Origin of the sequence: Methylophilus methylotrophus DSM 46235 = ATCC 53528, from assembly GCF_000378225.1 — a bacterium.
GTDB lineage: Bacteria > Pseudomonadota > Gammaproteobacteria > Burkholderiales > Methylophilaceae > Methylophilus > Methylophilus methylotrophus.
The window spans coordinates 47,526-67,815 of sequence record NZ_KB905143.1; the positions used below are offsets into that span (position 1 = coordinate 47,526).

Annotated in this window: 18 protein-coding genes; 15 read left to right on the plus strand and 3 right to left on the minus strand. The window is 43.9% G+C overall.

What is annotated here, in order from left to right:
• Window positions 1–405, plus strand: a complete 405-nt coding sequence (cueR, locus tag F463_RS0108770; protein ID WP_018986701.1) for a Cu(I)-responsive transcriptional regulator — start codon at window positions 1–3, stop codon at window positions 403–405.
• A gap of 25 nt (window positions 406–430) precedes the next feature.
• On the opposite strand, the gene dmeF is transcribed toward cueR, so the two are convergent.
• A complete protein-coding gene (gene dmeF, locus F463_RS0108775) occupies window positions 431–1,369 on the minus strand; it encodes a CDF family Co(II)/Ni(II) efflux transporter DmeF (RefSeq protein WP_018986702.1) in 939 nt (312 codons plus the stop codon).
• Window positions 1,370–1,437: 68 nt separating this feature from the next.
• Between dmeF and F463_RS0108780 the strand changes: the two genes are divergently transcribed.
• The 8 genes from F463_RS0108780 (at window position 1,438) to F463_RS14970 (ending at window position 8,982) form a co-directional block, all read left to right on the plus strand.
• Window positions 1,438–1,710, plus strand: a complete 273-nt coding sequence (locus tag F463_RS0108780) for a metal/formaldehyde-sensitive transcriptional repressor (protein ID WP_018986703.1) — start codon at window positions 1,438–1,440, stop codon at window positions 1,708–1,710.
• A gap of 681 nt (window positions 1,711–2,391) precedes the next feature.
• Window positions 2,392–2,772 (plus strand): hypothetical protein, encoded by a 381-nt coding sequence (locus F463_RS0108790; RefSeq protein WP_018986705.1) that lies wholly within the window; start codon window positions 2,392–2,394, stop codon window positions 2,770–2,772.
• A 337-nt stretch (window positions 2,773–3,109) separates the two neighbouring features.
• Window positions 3,110–3,337, plus strand: a complete 228-nt coding sequence (locus tag F463_RS0108795) for a DUF305 domain-containing protein (RefSeq protein ID WP_245545192.1) — start codon at window positions 3,110–3,112, stop codon at window positions 3,335–3,337.
• 21 nt (window positions 3,338–3,358) lie between these two features.
• On the plus strand, window positions 3,359–3,826 hold the full coding sequence (locus F463_RS0108800; protein WP_018986707.1) for a DUF305 domain-containing protein: 468 nt from the start codon (window positions 3,359–3,361) through the stop codon (window positions 3,824–3,826).
• Between the two features lie 488 nt (window positions 3,827–4,314).
• Window positions 4,315–5,568 (plus strand): DUF2231 domain-containing protein, encoded by a 1,254-nt coding sequence (locus F463_RS0108810; RefSeq protein WP_033413300.1) that lies wholly within the window; start codon window positions 4,315–4,317, stop codon window positions 5,566–5,568.
• The gene (locus tag F463_RS0108815; protein WP_018986710.1) at window positions 5,558–6,937 is read left to right on the plus strand and encodes a TolC family protein; all 1,380 of its coding nucleotides are present in this window, start codon (window positions 5,558–5,560) and stop codon (window positions 6,935–6,937) included. Before F463_RS0108810 ends, F463_RS0108815 begins: the two co-directional genes overlap by 11 nt.
• A complete protein-coding gene (locus F463_RS0108820; protein WP_018986711.1) occupies window positions 6,937–8,343 on the plus strand; it encodes a multicopper oxidase family protein in 1,407 nt (468 codons plus the stop codon). The genes F463_RS0108815 and F463_RS0108820 overlap by 1 nt, the downstream gene beginning before the upstream one ends.
• A 384-nt stretch (window positions 8,344–8,727) precedes the next feature.
• Window positions 8,728–8,982 (plus strand): type 2 periplasmic-binding domain-containing protein, encoded by a 255-nt coding sequence (locus F463_RS14970; protein WP_164478877.1) that lies wholly within the window; start codon window positions 8,728–8,730, stop codon window positions 8,980–8,982.
• 6 nt (window positions 8,983–8,988) lie between these two features.
• Here F463_RS14970 and F463_RS0108825 read toward each other — a convergent pair whose 3' ends face one another.
• On the minus strand, window positions 8,989–9,204 hold the full coding sequence (locus F463_RS0108825; protein ID WP_018986712.1) for a hypothetical protein: 216 nt from the start codon (window positions 9,202–9,204) through the stop codon (window positions 8,989–8,991).
• On the opposite strand from F463_RS0108825, the gene F463_RS0108830 reads away from it, so the two are divergent.
• Entirely contained in the window at window positions 9,203–9,757 is a 555-nt protein-coding gene (locus F463_RS0108830; RefSeq protein ID WP_018986713.1) for a hypothetical protein, read from the plus strand. The genes F463_RS0108825 and F463_RS0108830 overlap by 2 nt on opposite strands.
• A 193-nt stretch (window positions 9,758–9,950) precedes the next feature.
• Here F463_RS0108830 and F463_RS0108835 read toward each other — a convergent pair whose 3' ends face one another.
• The gene (locus F463_RS0108835) at window positions 9,951–11,642 is read right to left on the minus strand and encodes a phosphoethanolamine transferase (RefSeq protein ID WP_018986714.1); all 1,692 of its coding nucleotides are present in this window, start codon (window positions 11,640–11,642) and stop codon (window positions 9,951–9,953) included.
• A 292-nt stretch (window positions 11,643–11,934) separates the two neighbouring features.
• Here F463_RS0108835 and F463_RS0108840 point away from each other — a divergent pair, with 292 nt between their 5' ends.
• The 5 genes from F463_RS0108840 (at window position 11,935) to F463_RS0108860 (ending at window position 20,288) form a co-directional block, all read left to right on the plus strand.
• Window positions 11,935–12,309 carry a hypothetical protein gene (locus F463_RS0108840; protein ID WP_018986715.1) on the plus strand — a complete coding sequence of 125 codons (375 nt, stop codon included), beginning with the start codon at window positions 11,935–11,937 and terminating at the stop codon, window positions 12,307–12,309.
• Between the two features lie 67 nt (window positions 12,310–12,376).
• Window positions 12,377–13,654 carry a TolC family protein gene (locus tag F463_RS0108845; protein ID WP_245545194.1) on the plus strand — a complete coding sequence of 426 codons (1,278 nt, stop codon included), beginning with the start codon at window positions 12,377–12,379 and terminating at the stop codon, window positions 13,652–13,654.
• Between the two features lie 9 nt (window positions 13,655–13,663).
• Window positions 13,664–14,845 carry an efflux RND transporter periplasmic adaptor subunit gene (locus tag F463_RS0108850; RefSeq protein WP_018986717.1) on the plus strand — a complete coding sequence of 394 codons (1,182 nt, stop codon included), beginning with the start codon at window positions 13,664–13,666 and terminating at the stop codon, window positions 14,843–14,845.
• A gap of 9 nt (window positions 14,846–14,854) precedes the next feature.
• The gene (locus F463_RS0108855) at window positions 14,855–17,944 is read left to right on the plus strand and encodes an efflux RND transporter permease subunit (protein WP_018986718.1); all 3,090 of its coding nucleotides are present in this window, start codon (window positions 14,855–14,857) and stop codon (window positions 17,942–17,944) included.
• 97 nt (window positions 17,945–18,041) lie between these two features.
• On the plus strand, window positions 18,042–20,288 hold the full coding sequence (locus tag F463_RS0108860; RefSeq protein WP_245545196.1) for a heavy metal translocating P-type ATPase: 2,247 nt from the start codon (window positions 18,042–18,044) through the stop codon (window positions 20,286–20,288).
• Window positions 20,289–20,290 lie beyond the last annotated feature (2 nt).

Consider the following 20,290-nt stretch of genomic DNA (forward strand, 5'->3'; position numbering starts at 1 on the left):
ATGAACGGTGACTTATACAATATCGGACAGGCGGCAAAAGCTTCAGGAATCTCTGCAAAAATGATTCGTCATTATGAAGAGGTTGGGCTGTTGCCAGCGGCATCAAGAACGTTTTCTAACTATAGGACGTATAACCATCAAGACGTGCATATGCTGCGCTTTATCCGGCATTCACGCGATTTGGGCTTCTCGATTAAACAAATTGGCGACTTATTAAGCCTGTGGCGGGATAAGAACCGGCCAAGTAGTAAGGTTAAATCGTTGGCCGCTGATCATATTGAAATGCTCAACAAAAAAATTGAAGAATTAAATACTATGAAATCAGAATTATCGCGTTTAGTCAGTTGCTGTCACGGCGATGATCGCCCCGACTGCCCAATCCTAGATAGCTTGTCCGCAGACTGACCAAAGGCATAGAACATTCTTCTGCTCAACGCATTTGATTAATTTCAATGGATATATGCACTAACTCCTCATGTATGTTTAATTGATTTTTAAAATAGGCAGGAGCCACCTCTGTATATGTGACAAGGCTAAGAATGCAAGCATATTTCCCTTTCCCAACTCGCCAAACATGCAAGTCACTGATTTGGGCTTTTATCGGCGATTGTGCAATCACTTCGCGAATTTCTTCAACGACAGGCGCGGTCATCTCGGCGTCCAACAGCACGCGACCAGTATCGCGTAGTAGACCATAGGCCCATATAGAAATTATGGCAGCACCAACTAGACCCATCATTGGGTCCATCCAATTTGCACCCCAAAGTTTGCCACCGAATAGCGCAATAATGGCTAGGACAGATGTGGCAGCATCAGCCACAACATGGATATAGGCTGACCTTAAATTCAGGTCGTGATGCCCATGATGATCATGCTCAGTATGTTCGTGACCATGCCCGTGGTCATGATGATGTCCATCTTTAAGTAACCAAGCAGAGACCAAATTGACCACCAGGCCCACGACTGCAATGCCAATTGCTTGATTATAATGAATCGGACTAGGGGAAATTAACCGTTCAATAGATTGAAAGATCATTAGACCGGCGACCATGACTAAAAAAATAGCACTGGTATAACCACCTAATACTTCTATTTTCCAGGTACCAAATGAAAAGCGAGGGTCATGTGCGTATTTCCGGGCCCAAAAATAAGCCAATACAGATAACCCTAAAGCCACGGCATGTGAACTCATGTGCCAACCATCTGCAAGTAGTGCCATCGAGTTGTAATACCACCCCCCTGCAATCTCAACCACCATCATGACAGCAGTCAGAATGGCAACACGCAAGGTATTCTTCTCAGCTAAGGGATTACCCTCATCAAATTTGTGCGAGTGCTTGAGGCTATCTAAGGAAATTGATTGTGTCATAATGGGTTCTCTATTTACAAAATATAGTATACCCCAGTATACGTTTTACTCAAAAGAAAGGTTTTTTGATGGCTCATTTAGCACAAGATAAAAAGAAACTATTGACCCGCATTCGTCGCATTAAAGGACAAGCTGAAGCTATGGAGAAAGCTTTGAACGATGATATCGATTGTGCCGCCATTCTTCAGCAAGTTGCTTCAATTCGTGGTGCTGTGAATGGACTGATGTCAGAAATGCTTGTAAAGCACCTTCGCGAACATCTAGGGGAAAATGCGCCGCAAGAACTACGGCAGCAAGAACTAGAGCAAGTGGAGGATGTATTAAGATCTTATTTAAAATAAATACATTATTTCGATTGAAACGCTTGACCTTACCACTGTTGGAACCCTAATAATATTAACCATGCACTAACAAATTTAGTACAACAACCAACAAAAAACATAAACCAAACACGAATGAAACACTGGCTTAAATTACTGGTTTCAATAGCTCTCGCTATCAGCATCCCATTACAGGGTGTTGCTGCTGTAACCATGCCTATCTGTGAGGATGTATCAGCGCCAGCTTTGAGCATGAAAGTAGACAATGAGAGCTACGCATCGGTGATGTCTACCTCGGTAGACTGTCATACTATGAGCACCAGTAATTGCTCAGATGAAAGCAATAAAGATTGTTCAAAAATGAAATGCTCATTTTGCCATGTGAGTGTTTATCAATTACCCGAAACAAATAAGATTGCCTTAATTTACGGTTATAGAACTGCATATCCAGATTTGACCATACCGCTTTATCAACATTTTTCCCCACCTTTGTTACACCCTCCAAAGCATTCATTCTCCTAAGGCTGAGTGACTTGCGTCTGTGCTTTTAAAAACGGCTCTTACAGCTCAAATTAATTGCATTGCGCCTGCTCATTCAGCAAGTAAACATTGCGTAAAACCAAAATATTCAGGGTTAAGCAATGCTCTAACGAACGTAAAAATTGTCACCAACAAAGTGAAACCAATATTAGGAGAATTACCATGAGCAACAAAATGATGAACACAATTGTTACCACCGCATTGATTGCATGCCTAGGCTTTGCCTCGGCAAGCGCTGTGGCAGGTCGTGACTTCTTTCAAGAACAGCTAATTCAAAACCTACAAGTTACCAAGCAGAAGCTGGATAAAGCAAAAGCTTCACAAGGTGCAGAGCAGCAAAAACTACTCTCTGAACATTCACAAATGCTAAATGACAACATGGCCGCTTGCCGTGAAATGAAACCTAAAGCGGGTATGACAGAAAAGGAGCGTGATGAGTGGTTCGCAGAACATCAGAAAATTATGGATAGTTTGATGGGACAAATGATGGAAGAGCATGCAGTAAAATCATCATCCATGCCTTGCGATCATCATATGAAGTAACCAATAGCTGCTTAGCTTAGAAAGGTGATGGGCGGTGAAACCAACCGCCCATTGAATTACCACCTTAGCCATTAAACAATGGACTTAAATACCCAGATCAATCGTATGAATCCACTGACACGAATTTAGGTATATCCCTGATATTATTTCTAGTCACTCAAGGGTTGAATGACTTACTTAAATGGACTCGACATATTGGACACTGATTATGAAATCCCACCACTTAAAAATCTGTATTACCTCAGTCATTTTTACAACTTTAATAGGGGTTGTGCATGCTGATGACCATACCAGCATGAAGGGTTCTGACAGCCTGACACATTCCATGCAAGATGGTATGAAAAAAATGGATGCGATGAAAATGACCGGTGACGTCGATAAAGACTTCGCCATGATGATGAAGATGCATCATCAACAAGCATTGGACATGGCGCAAATTGAGATTGACCAAGGCAAATCACCCGAAATGAAAGCCATGGCTAAAAACATCATATCAGCGCAAAAAAAGAAATTGCTGAATTCGATAGCTGGCTTTCAAAACAGAAGTAATGACTGCTTGATTTAAGCGTACTTGGAGAAAAAAATCATGAATGAAGCCATGCACAAAGGTGCCTATCTCAAGCTTTTATACATGACTCTTTTATCATTTGCTGCCATGTATGTACTTATGTATGCCATGGTGAATCAGCTAGATAACGTGCTACCGAACATCAATCAATTCTATATGGCGGGAATGATGAGCATGCCTATGGTATTGATTGAATTAGGTGTCATGAGCGCCATGTATATGGATAAAAATAGAAACAAATGGATTTTCATTTTGTCAGCGATTGCGCTAGTTGTATTTTTCGTATTGATTCGATTTCAGGGTGGAGTATCAGACAGGCAATTTTTGAAATCGATGATTCCCCACCATGCCTCAGCTATCCTGATGTGTGAAGAAACCAAATTATCAGATCCAAATATTAAGGCTTTATGCAGCGATATCATTACCAGCCAACAACAGGAAATCGAGCAGATGAAGACTTTACTTAAAACTAACAATGCAGATTGAAATTTAATTTAATTGATATAGACTGTAACTATGCAATTTAAGCAACTACGATCATTTCGTTTATTTGTCTTTCTGCTGCTAACAATATTCTTCACAGATACTGTTTACGCTAGCGGAATGATGGTTGCTGACCAGCTTTGTGATAGTCACACTGTAAGTATTGAAATCCTTCATGATCATGATGATCATGACATGGTTCAACATGCCCATCATCAGCCCGATGAAATTCAGAAACAATCCTCAAATGACCATTGTTCCAAATGCGGTCATTGTATGGCTTGCTTCACAGTATTACCTCCAAGCCAAATAGAAAATATTCAGCTTCAGCATCAAACAGTCGAAGTCAGCCTGTTTCAACCAAGCTATAACTCGCACATTAGTGCTCAGCCTCACAGACCTCCCATTGCTTAAATAATTGTTGGATCTAACTCAGCAGCCGGTCATGCCGGTTGCTGATTCGCCACATTTATTTTTGAAATGAGATTTCGATGAAACTATTCAACGTATGGTTGTTTATTTCTCTATGTATAGGAATGTCTACGCCTGGGTGGGCCGCAGATACATCCCAAGAGACCAATACCTACCAATCATCTTTCGGTGATTACAAACCCTTATCTGAAGATAACCTGTCAGATTGGAAGTCCATCAACACACCGGCCAATAACGGCGGTCATGCCGGACATTCAATGGCGGGTATGCAACACAACATGACGCCGGAGCAAATGGCGAACATGTCTGACAAAAATATGCCCGATATGAAGGGAATGGACCATAGCAATATGGCCGGCATGGATCATAGCCAAATGAAACACGATCATGCTATGGCACCGATGGCTGAGATGGACCATTCTAAAATGGCAGGTATGGAGCATGACACTATGAAATCCATGCCTGATAAAAAGTCCACAGCGCAGCCCATGAAAAAAGAGGCCATGCAAGAGATGGATCACAACGCCATGGCTGGGCATGACCACGGTGGGTCTGATATGAAGGCGATGGATCATTCGCAAATGACTGAAGCTAAGTCAGATGAAATGCTATCAAGTGATGAAGCTGCCGAGGTAGATGAGTCCAAGCCACATGAGCACGGAACCAATCAGGCAGCAGAACATGCGGGCATGGCGATGCCATCAGCTTCCACACCACAAACTTCTCCGTGGCAGATCATTCCTAACTTTCATCCAGTCGTAGTGCATTTTCCAATAGCCTTGACCATCATCGCATTTCTGCTCAGTCTTGCAGCATATGTAAGACCAAGTCACCCCAGTGCCATGCAACTGGCTGCTGCTGGTCGCTTCACGCTCTGGATTGCCGCGATAGGCGCTGCAACTGCGGTGCTGTTTGGCTGGTTGGCTTATAACTCTGTCAATCATGATGATGCAGGCCATGCCGCGATGTTATTACATCGTTCCTGGGCAGTGCCTACTGCTATTGGCTTGATTTTACTAGCTAGCTGGGATGCATGGAGGCATCGCATCAGTCAATTAATGCCTGTCCCTATGCTATTTGTACTTTTCTTGCTTGCGCAATCAATCGCAGTTACCGCATGGTTAGGTGGAGAAGTAGTTTATAGGCACGGTATTGGTGTGTTATCACTGCCTGCCAGTGAGGGTGCCGGCCATAGTCATCATCATGGCGGCACTGAAACGACAGGTCATTCACATGTAGAAAAGGCCGCTGAGCCAGAAGCTGCTGATGGCCATCATCATGAGGCAGAAAAAGGAGAAACTCATGAACATTAACCAATTCCCTGTGCAATATCGCACAATGGCTGCCTTGGTAGGTGCCAGCTTGTTTTTAGGCGGATGCGCTACATTTTCCAAAGATGGTGGTTTTGGTAACGTGCAACAAACCACGCAACAACATATCAAGCAAGAAATAGCTTGGCCTAAGACTAAAGATGAACAACACAAAGTTAATGATCAAATAAATGCTTTGCTTCAACACAAGTTGGATGTTGAATCTGCTGTACAAATTGCCTTGCTAAATAATAAGCGGTTGCAGGCTTCTTTTTATGAGTTGGGTATTAGTGAAGCAGACGTTGTACAGGCAGGTCGTTTACCTAACCCGCGATTCTCTATGTTGTATGCCAAGAACAATGGCGAATACAAGATAGAACAAGCATTCACTTTCAACATCTTTTCTTTGATTACCATGCCTAAAGCGCTAGAAATCGAAAAACGGCGTTTTGAGCAGGTGCAAAAAGAGACGGCACTTGAAGTGTTGAAGCTGGCAAACCATACTCGTATTGCCTACTTTAATGCCGTTGCCGCGACTGAATTAGCGCGTTATAGCGAACAAGTGAAAGAAAGCGCTGAGGCCAGTGCAGAACTGGCTAGACGCATGTATAAGGCAGGTAACTGGAACAAATTAGAGCTAGCTAGAGAGCAAAGTTTTTATGCAGATGCAGCGTTAGATTATGCCAATGCTAAAAATAAGCAGGTGCGATCATACGAAGCGCTATCGAGGCTATTGAGTGTTCCTGCTGACCAGATGGTGTTAGCAGAACGGATGCCAGACCTCCCTAAAGCCGTTGAGGATCTACAGCCATTTGAAAAAGTTGCTTTTGAAAATCGTCTGGACTTACAAGCCACTCGCTTGCAAACAGAAGCTGTTGCCAAGCAATTAGGCCTTACTAAAACTACGCGTTTTATCAATGTGCTTGAAATAGGTCCTGCACGAGTGCTTGAAGGCAGAAGGAATGATCCATACAAAAAAGGCTTTGAAATTGGGTTTGAAATTCCTATTTTCGATTGGGGTACAGCCCGAGTAGCCAAGGCAGAAGCCATTTATATGCAGGCGGTCAATGAGACTGCCCAGGTAGCCATCAATGCGCAATCTGAAATCCGTGAAGCCTATAACATTTACCGTACCAACTACGATGTCACTAAGCATTTACGTGATGAAATCGTACCCATACGCAAAAAAATCTTGAGTGAAAACCAATTACGTTACAACGGTATGCTCACCAGTCCGTTTGAACTATTTGGTGACGCAAGGGCACAGGTTGCCAGCGTGAAAAACTATATTGAAGCATTACGTGAATTTTGGGTGGCTGATAGCACATTAAAAATGTCGCTGATTGGCTCTAACTCTATGGAAGGACAATAATGATGAATTTACCGAATCAAAACAGACGCGGCTTCTTTAGACTGGCAGGACTTGGACTGGCAGGTGTGGCCGCATCCTCAGTAAGTAAAGTAGCTATGGCTGCAATCCCTGAAATCGTATCGTCCGAGGCTGCCAATACTCAAGCACCCCTGCATCCCAATACTGGCAGACCGTATAACCCGGTTGTAACGCTGAATGGCTGGAGTTTACCTTGGCGCATGAATAAAGGCGTTAAAGAATTTCATTTGGTAGCCGAGCCTGTGGTCCGTGAAATCGCACCAGGTATGAAGGCTAATTTGTGGGGCTATAACGGACAAAGCCCCGGCCCAACTATTGAAGTCGTAGAGGGTGACAAAGTTAGAATCTATGTTACCAATCGACTGCCCGAGAAGACCAGTATTCACTGGCACGGTCAACGCCTACCCAGCGGCATGGACGGCGTAAGCGGCTTGAGTCAACCACCGATAGAACCGGGTAAGACCTTTATGTACGAATTTGAGGCTAAGCGACCTGGTACATTCATGTATCACCCGCATGCCGATGAAATGCTACAAATGGCAATGGGAATGATGGGTAGTTGGGTAACGCACCCCAAAAACCCAAAGTTTATGCCAGTAGACCGCGACTTTATCTTTTTGCTAAACGCCTATGATATTGACCCTGGTAGTTATACGCCTAAAGTAAATACCATGCTGGACTTTAATCTATGGACTTGGAATAGCCGTGCCTTTCCAGGAATTGATCCAATCGTAGTGCGCAAAAATGATCGCGTGCGTATCAGGATTGGCAATCTTACGATGACTAATCATCCGATTCATATACACGGGCATGAGTTTGAAATTACAGGCACAGATGGTGGATGGGTACCTGCGTCTGCGCGCTGGCCGGAAGTAACGACCGATGTTGCGGTTGGACAAATGCGTGCTCTAGAGTTTATCGCAAATGAACCTGGTGATTGGGCTTTCCATTGCCATAAAAGCCATCACACCATGAATGCTATGGGACATGATGTGCCAACTTTACTTGGTGTGAAGCAAAACGATCTTATGAAAAAAATAGGTAACCTAGTGCCGAGCTATATGCCAATGGGAGAAACAGGCATGGCAGAAATGACAGATATGGCTGAAATGATGGCTATGCCTCTACCAGATAATACGTTACCGATGATGGCAGGCAAAGATCAGTTCGGAGCCATAGAAATGGGTGGCATGTTTACTACTGTCAAAATACGCGAAGGTTTGGCACGGAATGATTATAAAGATCCTGGGTTTTACAAGCATCCAAAGGATACTGTGGCACATGAAGTGGAAAACGACTTGCCCCCAGTTAGTCGAAGAACACCGTTAAACACAGAAGAAGGCATTGAAATGACCGTCAGAAAACCAACTGGTCATGCGGGTCATTAATATAATAATGACCAACTCTTATTAAAAAACTGCCGATCATTAAATAGTTGGCAAACTTAGTGCGTTATGCCAGATATTGATCTGTTTATACATCCATAAATTCCCATCATTTATGGATGCAGAGTCGTTGAAATTCTGTGGAGAAATCTAGTAGCCCTGCACGCTGGCAATTTATCGCCAGCGTGGGGTGAGTTTTACTTTTAAATATTTTCCTGGCCTACAGATTGTGATGACTCTAATAAAATTGAATCAGGATGAAGTTCCGAGCTGGAATATATCAATAAATTTGGCGCTCCTAGATTTCCAGAGGATCTTAATAAACACCGTCTATTTGCATACTGGGGGAGAGCAGGGACACGACGCTGGTCTGACAATGCCGAATCATTGATTCGTGCAGCAGAAGATGGCGCTGGTATTTTATTATTCCCGGATTGGCAGTTAGGAGATGCATTACGAGCTGGAAAACTCATAACGCTTATGAATGACATTGAAGTGAATACAGGGGAAACTGATCAATCAATTTACCTATTGTACCCAGTAAGTAAATTTTCTTCCCTTAATACACGTACAGTAATCGATTACTTTGTAGAGAAATTCGGCAGTCCTCCATACTGGCAATATATTTCCAGCAGTGAATGATTTACCTTATTTCTTCGCATTAAACCTGTAATTCGTCCACCCATCCTGAATTGCGATTTCGATTTCTTTAAGGGTAGCTTTATATTGGGTTTTATCGCTGAGTATGCCAATAAACCCCAAAATATCAGCATTATTTATCAGTGATTGTGAAGCAATGCTGCTACCAATAGAAATTTCTCTCTGACTCATTCGTAGAAGCTCTATCTCCTCATCGTTAAGCATGCCAGGGCCTTTATCCGAAATATCCAGAGTAGAAAATGCGCTGCGTGAAGATCAAAATGCGTATCGTCAATTACTAATTGACCATAAGGAATCTGAGGCAGTTAGCTCTTCCAATTTACAGGCAAGAAAAGCTTATCTTCAGCAGTTGAAATTTGATCTTCAGACGATTGATGGAACTTTGTTGTTGCACGACATTCCCATCAACCCAGAAATAATTGGGCCATTGAAAACTCAAACCTCCCCGAGGTTACTCCAATTTGGGGAGATGACTCGCCTTATATTTAGCTGCTTAAAATTCGCCGGTGGTGAATGTCGAGCTACTTCTGAGATATTTACTTTTATCACTACTAATTGCCGCCGAAAGCTTACAGCAGATGAACGCAAGCATTTACGCTTTACTCTTGGCAAAAGACTAGTAGCACTTCATGCCAAAGGGTTTATCAGGATAACCAATCAAGCAAAGTCGAATTTTGAAGGAAGGTGGGAGTTGGCAAATTGGACGACACTCAGCACGAGGGGGCGTCCAAGAAAGAATAAACTTAATGATGAGTAAGTGTCTCCAGGCGCATACGTTGGTCGAAGCGGCCACTTTGTTCTTCCCCTTGGGGTGGGTAATTTATCCTTCCGGCTCACGGCCGAGGACGTTCAGCAGGTTATATACAAGAATAATGAAAAGACAATTGCGAGTTGAGTGGTAGATCTAGCTTGCAGTTTGCTTGACTTAAGAGTCATAGATTACACAATATTTAGCTGGAGACTCCCTTATTATCCGCCGCAACTGCATCATGGTCTAATGAGTTATGTAGATGTCTGGCAGCGTCCACATACGGCGTGCACATACTGGAGCGGAAATCATACGCTACTAACAATGAGCAGAAGACATCATCATGGCTAAGCACAGCACTTTTATGTTGCCTTAAGTGATTTTCTGGAAAGGCAGATGAGTTGCCAGTCCAAACTATCAGTGGAATTTTAGTTTGCTCTTTGGGTGCAATCATCACCGGTGCTGCATGCAGATACATCCCGTATTCTCCGAGCGACTCACCGTGGTCTGCGATATACATCATCCCAACATCATAATTTTCTTCATAGGGTTTTAAAAACTTGATGACCTCTGACAAAAAGTAATCTGTATAGAGAATTGCATTATCGTAAGAATTGTCTATTTCCTGTTTGGTGCAATCTTTTAGCTCTTTGGATTTACAAACCGGGCTAAATTTCTCAAAGGCAGCGGGGTATCTTCTGAAGTACTCAGGACCATGGTTTCCCATTTGATGCAGCACGATCAAAATGTCTTTATCACCCTTAGATTTAATGTGTTTATCAAGGCCGTCCAGCATACCAATGTCCCTGCATTCTGGATCGCAGACTGGATTCAATGTTGTGGACTGGAAATTCTGGTATTTAACCCTTAAGGCAACGCCTTTGGAGTCGGAGTTATTATCCCTCCACAATACATCGACGCCATTCCTGGCAAGTACATCAATGACATTCTCCTGCTTTAATGCTGCTTGTTTATCGTAATTTTTCTTACCAAGGGAAGAGAACATACACGGCACAGAAACGCTTGTAGACGTACCGCAGGAGGACACGTTCTCAAAACTAATCACATTGGCGCTTGCAAGGTTGGGATTAGTAATTCGCTGATATCCGTTGAGTGAGAACCTGTCAAAACGAGCCGTTTCGCCAACCACCATAATCATCAGTTTACGTTTGTTGCCTATCGAGGAGGTTTTTACTGCATCTCCAGCAATGGTTTTGAGCGCTGTATTGCGTGCTTCGTAAACCTTGGCCTCTTGATTCAGGTAATTGTAGGCAGAGTAAATGGAGTAAGTGGGGTTCGCGTAAAACCTGACGATTTTATGCTCTCTAATGAATGAAGCGTAACCTGCAGTGAATGGTGCAACGACTACGATAGCAGTTAACACAAGAGCAGAAATCGCTTTGATTCGACCTTTGATTTCTTGTTTGAAGGCCAACCCTTTGGGAAAGAATTTGATGACCAAGTAGGCTGGTATGCAGCCTAACAGAACCAATCTGCTTAAAAGCTCAATGCTTATTAATCCTTGCATTTCCTTAAGGTCAGTTTGCGCTATGTTATCCATCATGGTGTGATCGATGACCACACCAAAGCTATCCATAAAGTACGCATTGATAGAGGCAACGATCAGCAATATAGCTAATACCCACTTTGCTGTTGTTCTGCCAATACAAAGAATCTGAAAGACGATAGCAATCGTAGCAAAAAAGAAAATTATCAGAGAGGCCAGGAAAGGTAGGTTATGGAAACTTACTGGATATGTTTTCAGCAAGTTTTGGCAAAGGGAGAAGTTGCCAGTCACCATAATGAATAACGAAATTGCCAATATCCACTTGGTTTGTGTTTCCGGTACAGAAAAGTATTTTGCAATCCCTGTTTTGAAAGTACTTGAAAGCATCGTCACATCTTCTAATGATTATCATTCCTGATAAGCAATTCAGATGCCAATTCATAACCTATTGAATTTTATATGTTTAATCCAAGTTAATACTGATATTCATGCATTTTTTGCAGAGTGAGAGGTTAAATGATCTGCAAAAAATGCAGTTATAAATGATCGATCCTATTGATAGTTCACAGAAATAAAAAAGCAGATTCGAAAGTTTTATTTTGGGATTTAGGCTCTCGTACATTTAGTTACACTGAAATCATTGACTCATCAATGAGTTATTGTTAGATTTAAAAAAGGCATGTATCAAATTTTCAAAAAATTCATGGTATTTCTTGCGCTGATCTCAGTGATGAGTTCATCGGCGTGGGCCTTTTCGCCTGAAGTTTTATTTGATGATGCGGTAACGTCTCAAGCAGTCATGCAAGATGTCCATTTGATTAATAAGTCACAAATCACTTCGGTCTCAGATAATCAAACTAATCAAACTGTCCCGATGCCTGAGCAGTTTTGTGATCATGCTTGCCACATTTCTGCGCATATCACGGCTATTGAGACCAGTGAAGTTGTTAGTACACTTCCTCAATTAGATTCGATGACTTTCCAAATCGAACCTAAAAATCAGTTCACCAATCCTGTCTTGAAAAGTCTCTATAGACCTCCTGCACTCGTTTAGTCAATTTTTCTAAGATGCTGACTCGATTCGGCATCTTGATCATTGATCTAACGAGAGAGGTCTTACCGTGTTTGAATCATCTATTAGAAGATGGCTATTACTTTCAATAGCTTTCTTCATAGCCCCAGCTATACAAGCTGAACCATTAACATTGGATGTAGCTTGGAATATTGCTGCCCAGAATAACCCTGATCTGAAACGCTTGATCGCTAACCAAAGTATTCCGGCTGGCGAATTCCAGGATGCATCAGGGCCACTTTATTACAACCCAACAGTCAACCTTGAGGCGAGAACGCGTCGTATTGCTCAAACTGGCGCATCGGACCCATATCGAGGCGAATATGGCATAGGCGTTTCTCAAACCTTTGAGATTGCCGGACAGCAAGGCTTCCGTAGGCAAGCAGCTGAGGAAAGCAAAACGGCAATTAGCCAGGACATTGCTGAAGAATACCGTGTCCTGCATGCACAATTGGAAGAGCAGTTTATTACTGTGCTCGCAGTACAAAAGCGTATAGAAGTTGAGAAGCGCATTCTCAAACTCATAGAGCAAAATACCTCACTGTCTCGCAAGCGGGTAAGTGCCGGTGAAGATAGTTTGCTTGATGGCAATCTAGCCATCGTTGATGCTGAACGCGCAAGAAATCAGCTGATCTCTTTGAATGAGCAATTGCTGCGTGCCAGAACCCAACTGGCTGCCACACTACAACTTAATGCCAATGACTTTCCCGAGGTCACGGGTCAGTTAACTCCAAATCAGACGCAATATACACTGCAAGATCTTTTCAACAAATTAGATTCCCGCCCAGGCATTCAGGCACTAACCAGTAAAGAAGCTTCTGCACGCTCACGTTTGGAGCTGCAAAAAAGCATGCGTTATCCAGATTTAACGGTGAGTCTGATCAATACCACCGAAGCCAGCTTGGCTGGTAGCGACAATATCTCCTCCATCGGTGTTTCTTTGCCGTTGCCTATCTTCCGCCGAAATGCTGCGGGTGTAGGTCGTGCGGCCGCTGAGCTTACTCAATCAGAAATCAACCGCACCTCTGGTACTCGCAATGCAAAAGCGACTATAGAGGCAGCATGGTTACGTCGTGAAAATATCAAAGACCGTGTAAGACGGTTAGATAGCGAGGTATATCCGAGGTTGGAAGAAAACCTGACGCTTTCCAGGAAAGCCTTTGAAAACGGAGAAATTGGCTTACCTCAGTTGTTGATTGTGCAAAGGCAGGTTGTGGATGCGCAGCGCGACATTATTGATGCTCAAAAAGAACTGCGCCTCGTGCAGATCGAATTGGAATATATCTCTGGCTGGCTATCCCCTATAGCTGCAACTGATCAAAACTAGGAAACTAAAATGCTAAAGTTCTTCAGAAATTTATACGTGATTGCACTGGCATTTTCAGTCATCATTTTCCTCATGCTTTTAAGCGGGTGCAGTTCTGAGAACAACCAGTCTCAAGAGCCGAAAACAGAAACCTCAAGTACCCCAGCGGAGACAAAAGCTGATGAGGATTTAATTAAATTAAGTCCTGCCGAGATACAGCAAAGTGGTGTCACCGTCGCTAAGGTAACCAAGCAACCAATACAGGATCAGCTCAGTTTTACAGCGAACATTTTGGCCAATCAAAATAAACTGGCTCATGTCACGCCTCGTATTGAAGGGAAGCTGTCCAAAGTGATCGCCAATCTTGGAGATCATGTAAAAACAGGTCAAATCCTAGCTGAGATTGACAGTGTTCCGATGGGAGAGGCTCGTGCGCAATTTAGAAGCTCTAAGACCGATCTTGCGCTAGCTCAGGCGAACTTTGATCGCATATCCAAGCTGTATGAAGACAAGGTTGTGCCACAAAAGCAATTCATTGAATCTCAGTCTGCATTGGAGCGTGCTAAATCAGCGCTCTATGCAGATTCTGAAAGATTAAGAATGTATGGCGGTCTGGATCAGCAGAGTGGTTCTACCTACCTATTGAAAGCACCATTCAACGGCATCGTGATAGAGAAAAATGCAGTGATTGGTGAATTAGCCAATCCAGCAGATACTATTTTCACGATCGCGGACATGTCCACGGTGTGGATTGATGCCGATGTTCCAGAAAGGGATTTGCAATATCTGGAAGTCGGTAAAACAGCCAGCGTCACTGTCACCGCCTATCCCGATGAAGTATTTACCGGGAAAGTGAGCTACCTATCTAGCGTAGTGGATAAAACCACCCGTACGGTCAAGGCGCGTATCGAACTGCCTAATACCGAGCAAAAGCTTCGCATCGACATGTTTGCCAAGGTCGTTCTGAATCACTCTGGTACGAAGGATGTTCTGGTTGTACCTAATGCATCTGTCGTGATGGTACAAGGCATCCCCAACGTCTACGTGAGCGAAGGTGGCGGATTTAAGTCAAGAGCAGTAGAGCTAGGTGCCCGATATAACGAGTATGTCGAAATTAAAACTGGATTAACTGAAGATGAAAGTATCGTTCAGACAGGGGTATACGCTCTAAAAGCTCGACAACTCAAATCACAAATCAGTGATGAGCACTAGGAGAGCAGCATGTTGAATTGGATATTAGATGCTGCCCTCAAATACAAGCTTCTTGTCATTCTTGCATTTGTTGTCGTGGTTTTTTTCGGTGTCAAAGCATGGCAGGAAGTCCCTTTAGATGCCTTCCCAGACGTGACTCCTGTGCAGGTAAACGTGTATACGGAGTCTCCTGGACTTGCTTCTGAGGATGTTGAAAAGCTAATTACCTTTCCAGTCGAGAGTTCTTTGGCTGGCCTGAAAGGTATTGAGGAGATTCGGTCAGTTTCATTGTTTGGTTTGTCTTATGTCAGTGTTTATTTTTCTGATACTACTGACATACAACAGGCTCGCTTTTTGGTGGGTGAAAAGCTAGCTGATGCTCGCTCCAGAATGCCGGCAGGTTATGGCGAACCAACACTTGGCCCCAACACATCAGGTTTAGGTCAGGTACTTTGGTATACCTTGAAGTCCGATAAGCAAAGCACTATGGATCTTCGCACATTGCATGACTGGAATGTGCGCATGGTAATGCGTACCGTACCCGGAGTCGATGACATCACATCCTGGGGAGGCAACGAGAAACAATTTCAGGTTCAAATCGACCCTCAAAAGCTATTCAAATATGGTCTGACTTTCTCTGAAGTCATCGACAGGTTAGTGGCAAATAACCATCAGGTTGGTGGGCAATACGTCAATATTGGCCAAGAGCAGTTCTTGGTTCGCGGCTTAGGCCTGGTTAAAAATAGCCGCGATATTCAACGTATCGTCGTCTCTGAGAATCAGGGTACGCCAGTTTATGTAGAAAACATTGCCAAAGTAGTTGAAGGGGCAGGCCCCCGTTTTGGTGCTGTTACGCAAGATGGCAAGGAAGTTGTGATGGGTATGGTACTTGCCAGGATTGGTGAAAATGCCCAGCAAGTGGTTGATGCTGCCAAAGAGAAGTTGGAGCTGGTGAAAGCCACCTTACCTAAGGGTGTGACACTGGAAACTGTTTATGATCGAACCGCGATCATTGACAAGGCTATACGTATGGCAGACCGCGCCATGATTGAGGGCGCATTGCTAGTCATTGCGGTGCTGTTCATGTTGCTTGGCGAAGTGCGTTCGGCTTTAGTCGTCGTTGTAGCAATCCCAATGGGCCGTCTGATCGCTTTTATCTTCATGGAGAAATATGGCATCTCAGCTAATCTGATGTCATTGGGTGGTTTGATTATTGGCCTAGGTATGACCATTGATGGCCCACTGGTTCTTGTTGAGAACTGCTTCCGTCGTTTGGCTCACTTCGCTGGTCAAAAGGTAGATAGATCCAAAATCGTACTCGATGCTTCACGAGAGGTGATCAATCCAATCACTTTTGGTGTGTTGATCATCACCGTGGTTTTCCTGCCTATATTCTCCCTGACGGGGCTGGAAGGGAAGCTATTTAAGCCCTTGGCCATCAACATGACTTTTGCCATGATTGGCTCAATGATCCTGACGCTGACACTCATTCCAGTGTTGTGTTCTTTGGCATTGAAGCCAAAGGAAGAGAGAGACCCATGGCTGATTCGTTTAATCAAGCCTAAGTATGTATCTCTGCTGAAGTGGTGTTTGTCACATAAGAAGCTAGTTGTAGGCTCTACGGGTATTGCCTTCATTGCCGCCTTAGCGATGTTTCCATTCCTGGGCAAAGAGTTTATGCCCAACCTGCAGGAACAGGACATCCTCTTTAGGGTGACAGGCATCCCTTCTACCTCACTTGAGCAATCCATTTCAGTCTCTGATCGTGTGGCGAAGAGCCTCAAAAAAATGCCCCAAGTGCAAAGCAGCCTGGCAATGATTGGTCGTGCAGAAAAGGGTGAAACCGCTGACGTGAACTACATGGAAGTACTAGTGCATTTAAAACCAGCAGATTCATGGCCTAAAGAAATTACCTATGCCGACCTCGCGCAGCAGCTCCAGGAGCAAGTTGAAAAAGATGTCCCTGAGGCTGTTATTTCGGCTTCTCAACCTATCCAGTCTCGGGTTGAAGAGTTGATCTCGGGCGTCAGGGCAACTTTGTCTGCAAAAGTCTATGGTGAAGATCTTGCAACCATTGATCGTATCGCTAATCAGGTAAGAGCTGTGGTCTCCAAAGTTAATGGAGTTACAGATCTGGCGTTGGAAGCCAACATAGGAAAACCGCAACTCATTATCAATGTGGATCGTGAAGCGATTGCCCGTTATGGCATTAATGCTGATGATGTTTTGCAAGTTGTGCAATCAGGTATTGGTGGCAAGCCCGTCTCTACGCTGATTGACGGTGTGAAGCGATTTGCCATCCAAGTTTGGTTACAACCGGAGTACCGCAGTGATATTCGAGCAATTAACGATATCCCCATTTCAACATCTCAGGGTGCGTTGATTCCGTTGTCTCAAGTTGCTAGCGTTGATATTGAAGAGGGTTATTCATTTGTCAGACGTGAGCAATTGCAACGTTATGCAGTGATTCAAATGGACGTGCAAGGTCGAGACATTGATGGCTTTGTTAAAGAGGCTCAAGCCGCGATTGAGCAGCAAGTAAAACTTCCAAGTGGATATTGGATTCAATGGGGTGGCGCATTTGAGAACCAGCAACGAGCCATGACTAAGCTGGCAATCATCGTACCGCTTACCATTGGTCTGATATTCGTTCTTCTCTACACAGCCTTCCATTCACTACGTTATGCCGGACTGATTATTGCCAATGTGCCTTTCGCAGCAATCGGCGGCATTTTCTCTCTGGCAATTGCCGGCCAGTACCTCTCGGTGCCTGCGGCGATTGGCTTTATCGCAGTGTTCGGGGTGGCCATGCTGAACGGTATTGTCTTGGTGGAGTTTATCAATGGCTTACGCGAAGAAGGCAAGTCCGTAGATGAGGCTGTACTGGAAGGTACCACACTCAGATTAAGGCCTGTGATGATGACGGCCATGGTAGAGATCTTTGGTTTGATCCCGTTCTTACTTGCAACCGGTGTCGGTTCAGAAATCCTTAGACCACTTGCTGTCGTGGTTATTGGAGGCCTTCTCACGGCTACGGCACTTACCTTGGTTTTCCTGCCGGTTGCGTACGACTGGATGGAAACAAGGAGGGAGCTCGGCGAAGCTAAAGGCCCAAATTGATTTGGAGTTTTGGTTAATTAAGTGATCGGATCAGGTTGCATTTGTAGCAGCCTGATCATCAGCATAAATGTTTCATGATTCCATTAAGGAGAATATCGTGAATAGATCTAAGAATCATAAAAACGAAGCTAAACAATGCAGTGATTGCATTGATAAAGAACCAGTCATTACTACTGCACTTTCAGAGGGTACATTGACAGCATCTTTATCTACTCTAGAGCAAGCAAGATTTCGTATTCCATCCATGGATTGTGCTTCTGAGGAGGCTGAGATTAGACGTGCGCTTGCAAAGATTGATGCAATTAAAAGCTTAAGATTTAATTTGGGAGCACGTGAACTGATCATCGATGCAGATGCGAATAGCATCCCATTAGCTATGGAGGCAATCAAGAAATCAGGTTTTGAACCTGAATTAGTCCTTGACGAGAAAAACTCTGAAGTCATTACAGCGTCTCCAAAAGGACTTTGGAATAGTTGGGGTAAACCAATCGCCGGCTTGGTTTTGGCAGTAGCAGCCGAAGTCCTGGAGTTTGCATTTACAGGTACCCAAGAAATTCGATTTCTTGGAATGGCTTTGGCTGGTCTCTCAATCGCTTTGACAGGGTTAGATGTTTATATAAAAGGACTCAAAGCATTTAATGATGGACGTTTAAACATCAATGCATTAATGACCATTGCTGTCACCGGTGCATTTCTCATTGGTCAATGGCCTGAGGCTGCAATGGTGATGGCGCTCTATGCAATCGCAGAAGCTATCGAAGCTAAGGCTGTAGATAGGGCACGGAACGCAATTAAGAGCTTGATGGAATTAACCCCAGAAGATGCTGAGGTGTTGCAATCGGATGGTGCCTGGAAGCGTGAATTGGTCAAAGATATTCCAATTGGTGCAAAAGTGCGTATTCGACCCGGTGAACGTATCCCGCTAGATGGCATTGTGGTCTCCGGGCAGAGTGCTATAGACCAATCTCCTGTTACCGGCGAAAGCCTACCAGTGGATAAGTCTCCAAATGATCAAGTGTTTGCCGGAACTATCAACCAAGCGGCTGAATTAGAGATTCGAATCACTGCCCTTTCTTCGAACAGCACAATATCCAGAATCATTAATGCGGTTGAGCAGGCCCAAGGTTCCCGGGCGCCGACACAGAGATTCGTAGATTCCTTTGCGGCGATCTATACACCAGCGGTTTTTGTTCTTGCACTGATCGTGGCTCTCTGGATGCCATTCTTACTAGAGTGGACCTGGATGAAGTCTATTTATAAAGCACTTGTATTACTGGTGATTGCTTGCCCGTGTGCGTTGGTGATATCGACGCCTGTTACCGTAGTAAGTGGCCTTGCAGCAGCAGCGAGAAGAGGCATACTCATCAAAGGTGGAGTTTATCTTGAAGAGGCCCGTAAGATAAAAGCGGTTGCGCTAGACAAGACAGGAACGATTACTGAAGGTAAGCCCAAGCTATCTGGTTTTGCTGTATTTGATGTGCAATCTAATCCCGGTGAACTGAGAAGTATTGCTTATAGTCTGGCATCTAGGTCAGATCATCCCGTGTCAAAAGCAATTGCTGAGGGCTTATCTGGGGAAACTAAGGATGTGAAGAATTTCAAAGCTGTTGCTGGACGTGGAGTACAGGCAAAAATTGGAAACAGTACTTTTTTCTTGGGAAACCATCGCTGGATTGAGGAGATGAACCTTTGCTCCTCCGAATTGGAAATGCAATTAGCCAAGCTAGAAAATGCCGGTCGCACTGTTAGCTTACTGGCCACCTTCGAAAAAGTGCTGGCAGTTTGCTCGGTAGCGGATACGATCAAGTCCTCTTCAAAAGAAGCTGTTTCAGAGCTCATAGGACTTGGAGTCACACCTGTCATGCTAACAGGGGATAATCTGGCCACCGCTAAAACGGTAGGTATCCAAGCTGGCATCAATGAAGTCAAAGGTAATCTATTACCAGAAGATAAATTAAAGGAAATTGAATCTCTTCAGAAACAATTCGGTGTGACTGCCATGACCGGCGATGGAATCAATGATGCGCCATCACTAGCACGAGCTGATATTGGTTTTGCGATGGGAGCAGCTGGGACACACACTGCGATGGAAGCAGCAGATGTTTTGGTAATGAATGATGATCTACGTAGGTTGCCTGAAACAATTCGCCTATCAAAACAAACGCATGCCATTCTTTGGCAGAACATTGCTCTAGCCTTGGGCATCAAGTTTGTATTTTTATATCTTGCCTTATTTGACAATGCATCTATGTGGATGGCTGTCTTTGCTGATATGGGTGCCAGTTTGCTAGTGGTATTTAATGGTTTGAGATTGATTTACTTCAATCGACAATTAAGAACCTAATA

Bases quoted from the DNA above. Each gene is read 5' to 3' on its own strand.
- F463_RS0108780 (WP_018986703.1), top strand. From the start codon at position 1,438: ATGGCTCATTTAGCACAAGATAAAAAGAAACTATTGACCCGCATTCGT.
- F463_RS0108830 (WP_018986713.1), top strand. From the start codon at position 9,203: ATGCCAGGGCCTTTATCCGAAATATCCAGAGTAGAAAATGCGCTGCGT.
- cueR (WP_018986701.1), top strand. From the start codon at position 1: ATGAACGGTGACTTATACAATATCGGACAGGCGGCAAAAGCTTCAGGA.
- F463_RS0108825 (WP_018986712.1), bottom strand. From the start codon at position 9,204: ATGCTTAACGATGAGGAGATAGAGCTTCTACGAATGAGTCAGAGAGAA.
- dmeF (WP_018986702.1), bottom strand. From the start codon at position 1,369: ATGACACAATCAATTTCCTTAGATAGCCTCAAGCACTCGCACAAATTT.
- F463_RS0108835 (WP_018986714.1), bottom strand. From the start codon at position 11,642: ATGCTTTCAAGTACTTTCAAAACAGGGATTGCAAAATACTTTTCTGTA.
- F463_RS0108855 (WP_018986718.1), top strand. From the start codon at position 14,855: ATGTTGAATTGGATATTAGATGCTGCCCTCAAATACAAGCTTCTTGTC.
- F463_RS0108815 (WP_018986710.1), top strand. From the start codon at position 5,558: ATGAACATTAACCAATTCCCTGTGCAATATCGCACAATGGCTGCCTTG.
- F463_RS0108800 (WP_018986707.1), top strand. From the start codon at position 3,359: ATGAATGAAGCCATGCACAAAGGTGCCTATCTCAAGCTTTTATACATG.
- F463_RS0108820 (WP_018986711.1), top strand. From the start codon at position 6,937: ATGATGAATTTACCGAATCAAAACAGACGCGGCTTCTTTAGACTGGCA.
- F463_RS0108850 (WP_018986717.1), top strand. From the start codon at position 13,664: ATGCTAAAGTTCTTCAGAAATTTATACGTGATTGCACTGGCATTTTCA.
- F463_RS0108840 (WP_018986715.1), top strand. From the start codon at position 11,935: ATGTATCAAATTTTCAAAAAATTCATGGTATTTCTTGCGCTGATCTCA.
- F463_RS0108795 (WP_245545192.1), top strand. From the start codon at position 3,110: ATGAAAAAAATGGATGCGATGAAAATGACCGGTGACGTCGATAAAGAC.
- F463_RS0108810 (WP_033413300.1), top strand. From the start codon at position 4,315: ATGAAACTATTCAACGTATGGTTGTTTATTTCTCTATGTATAGGAATG.
- F463_RS0108790 (WP_018986705.1), top strand. From the start codon at position 2,392: ATGAGCAACAAAATGATGAACACAATTGTTACCACCGCATTGATTGCA.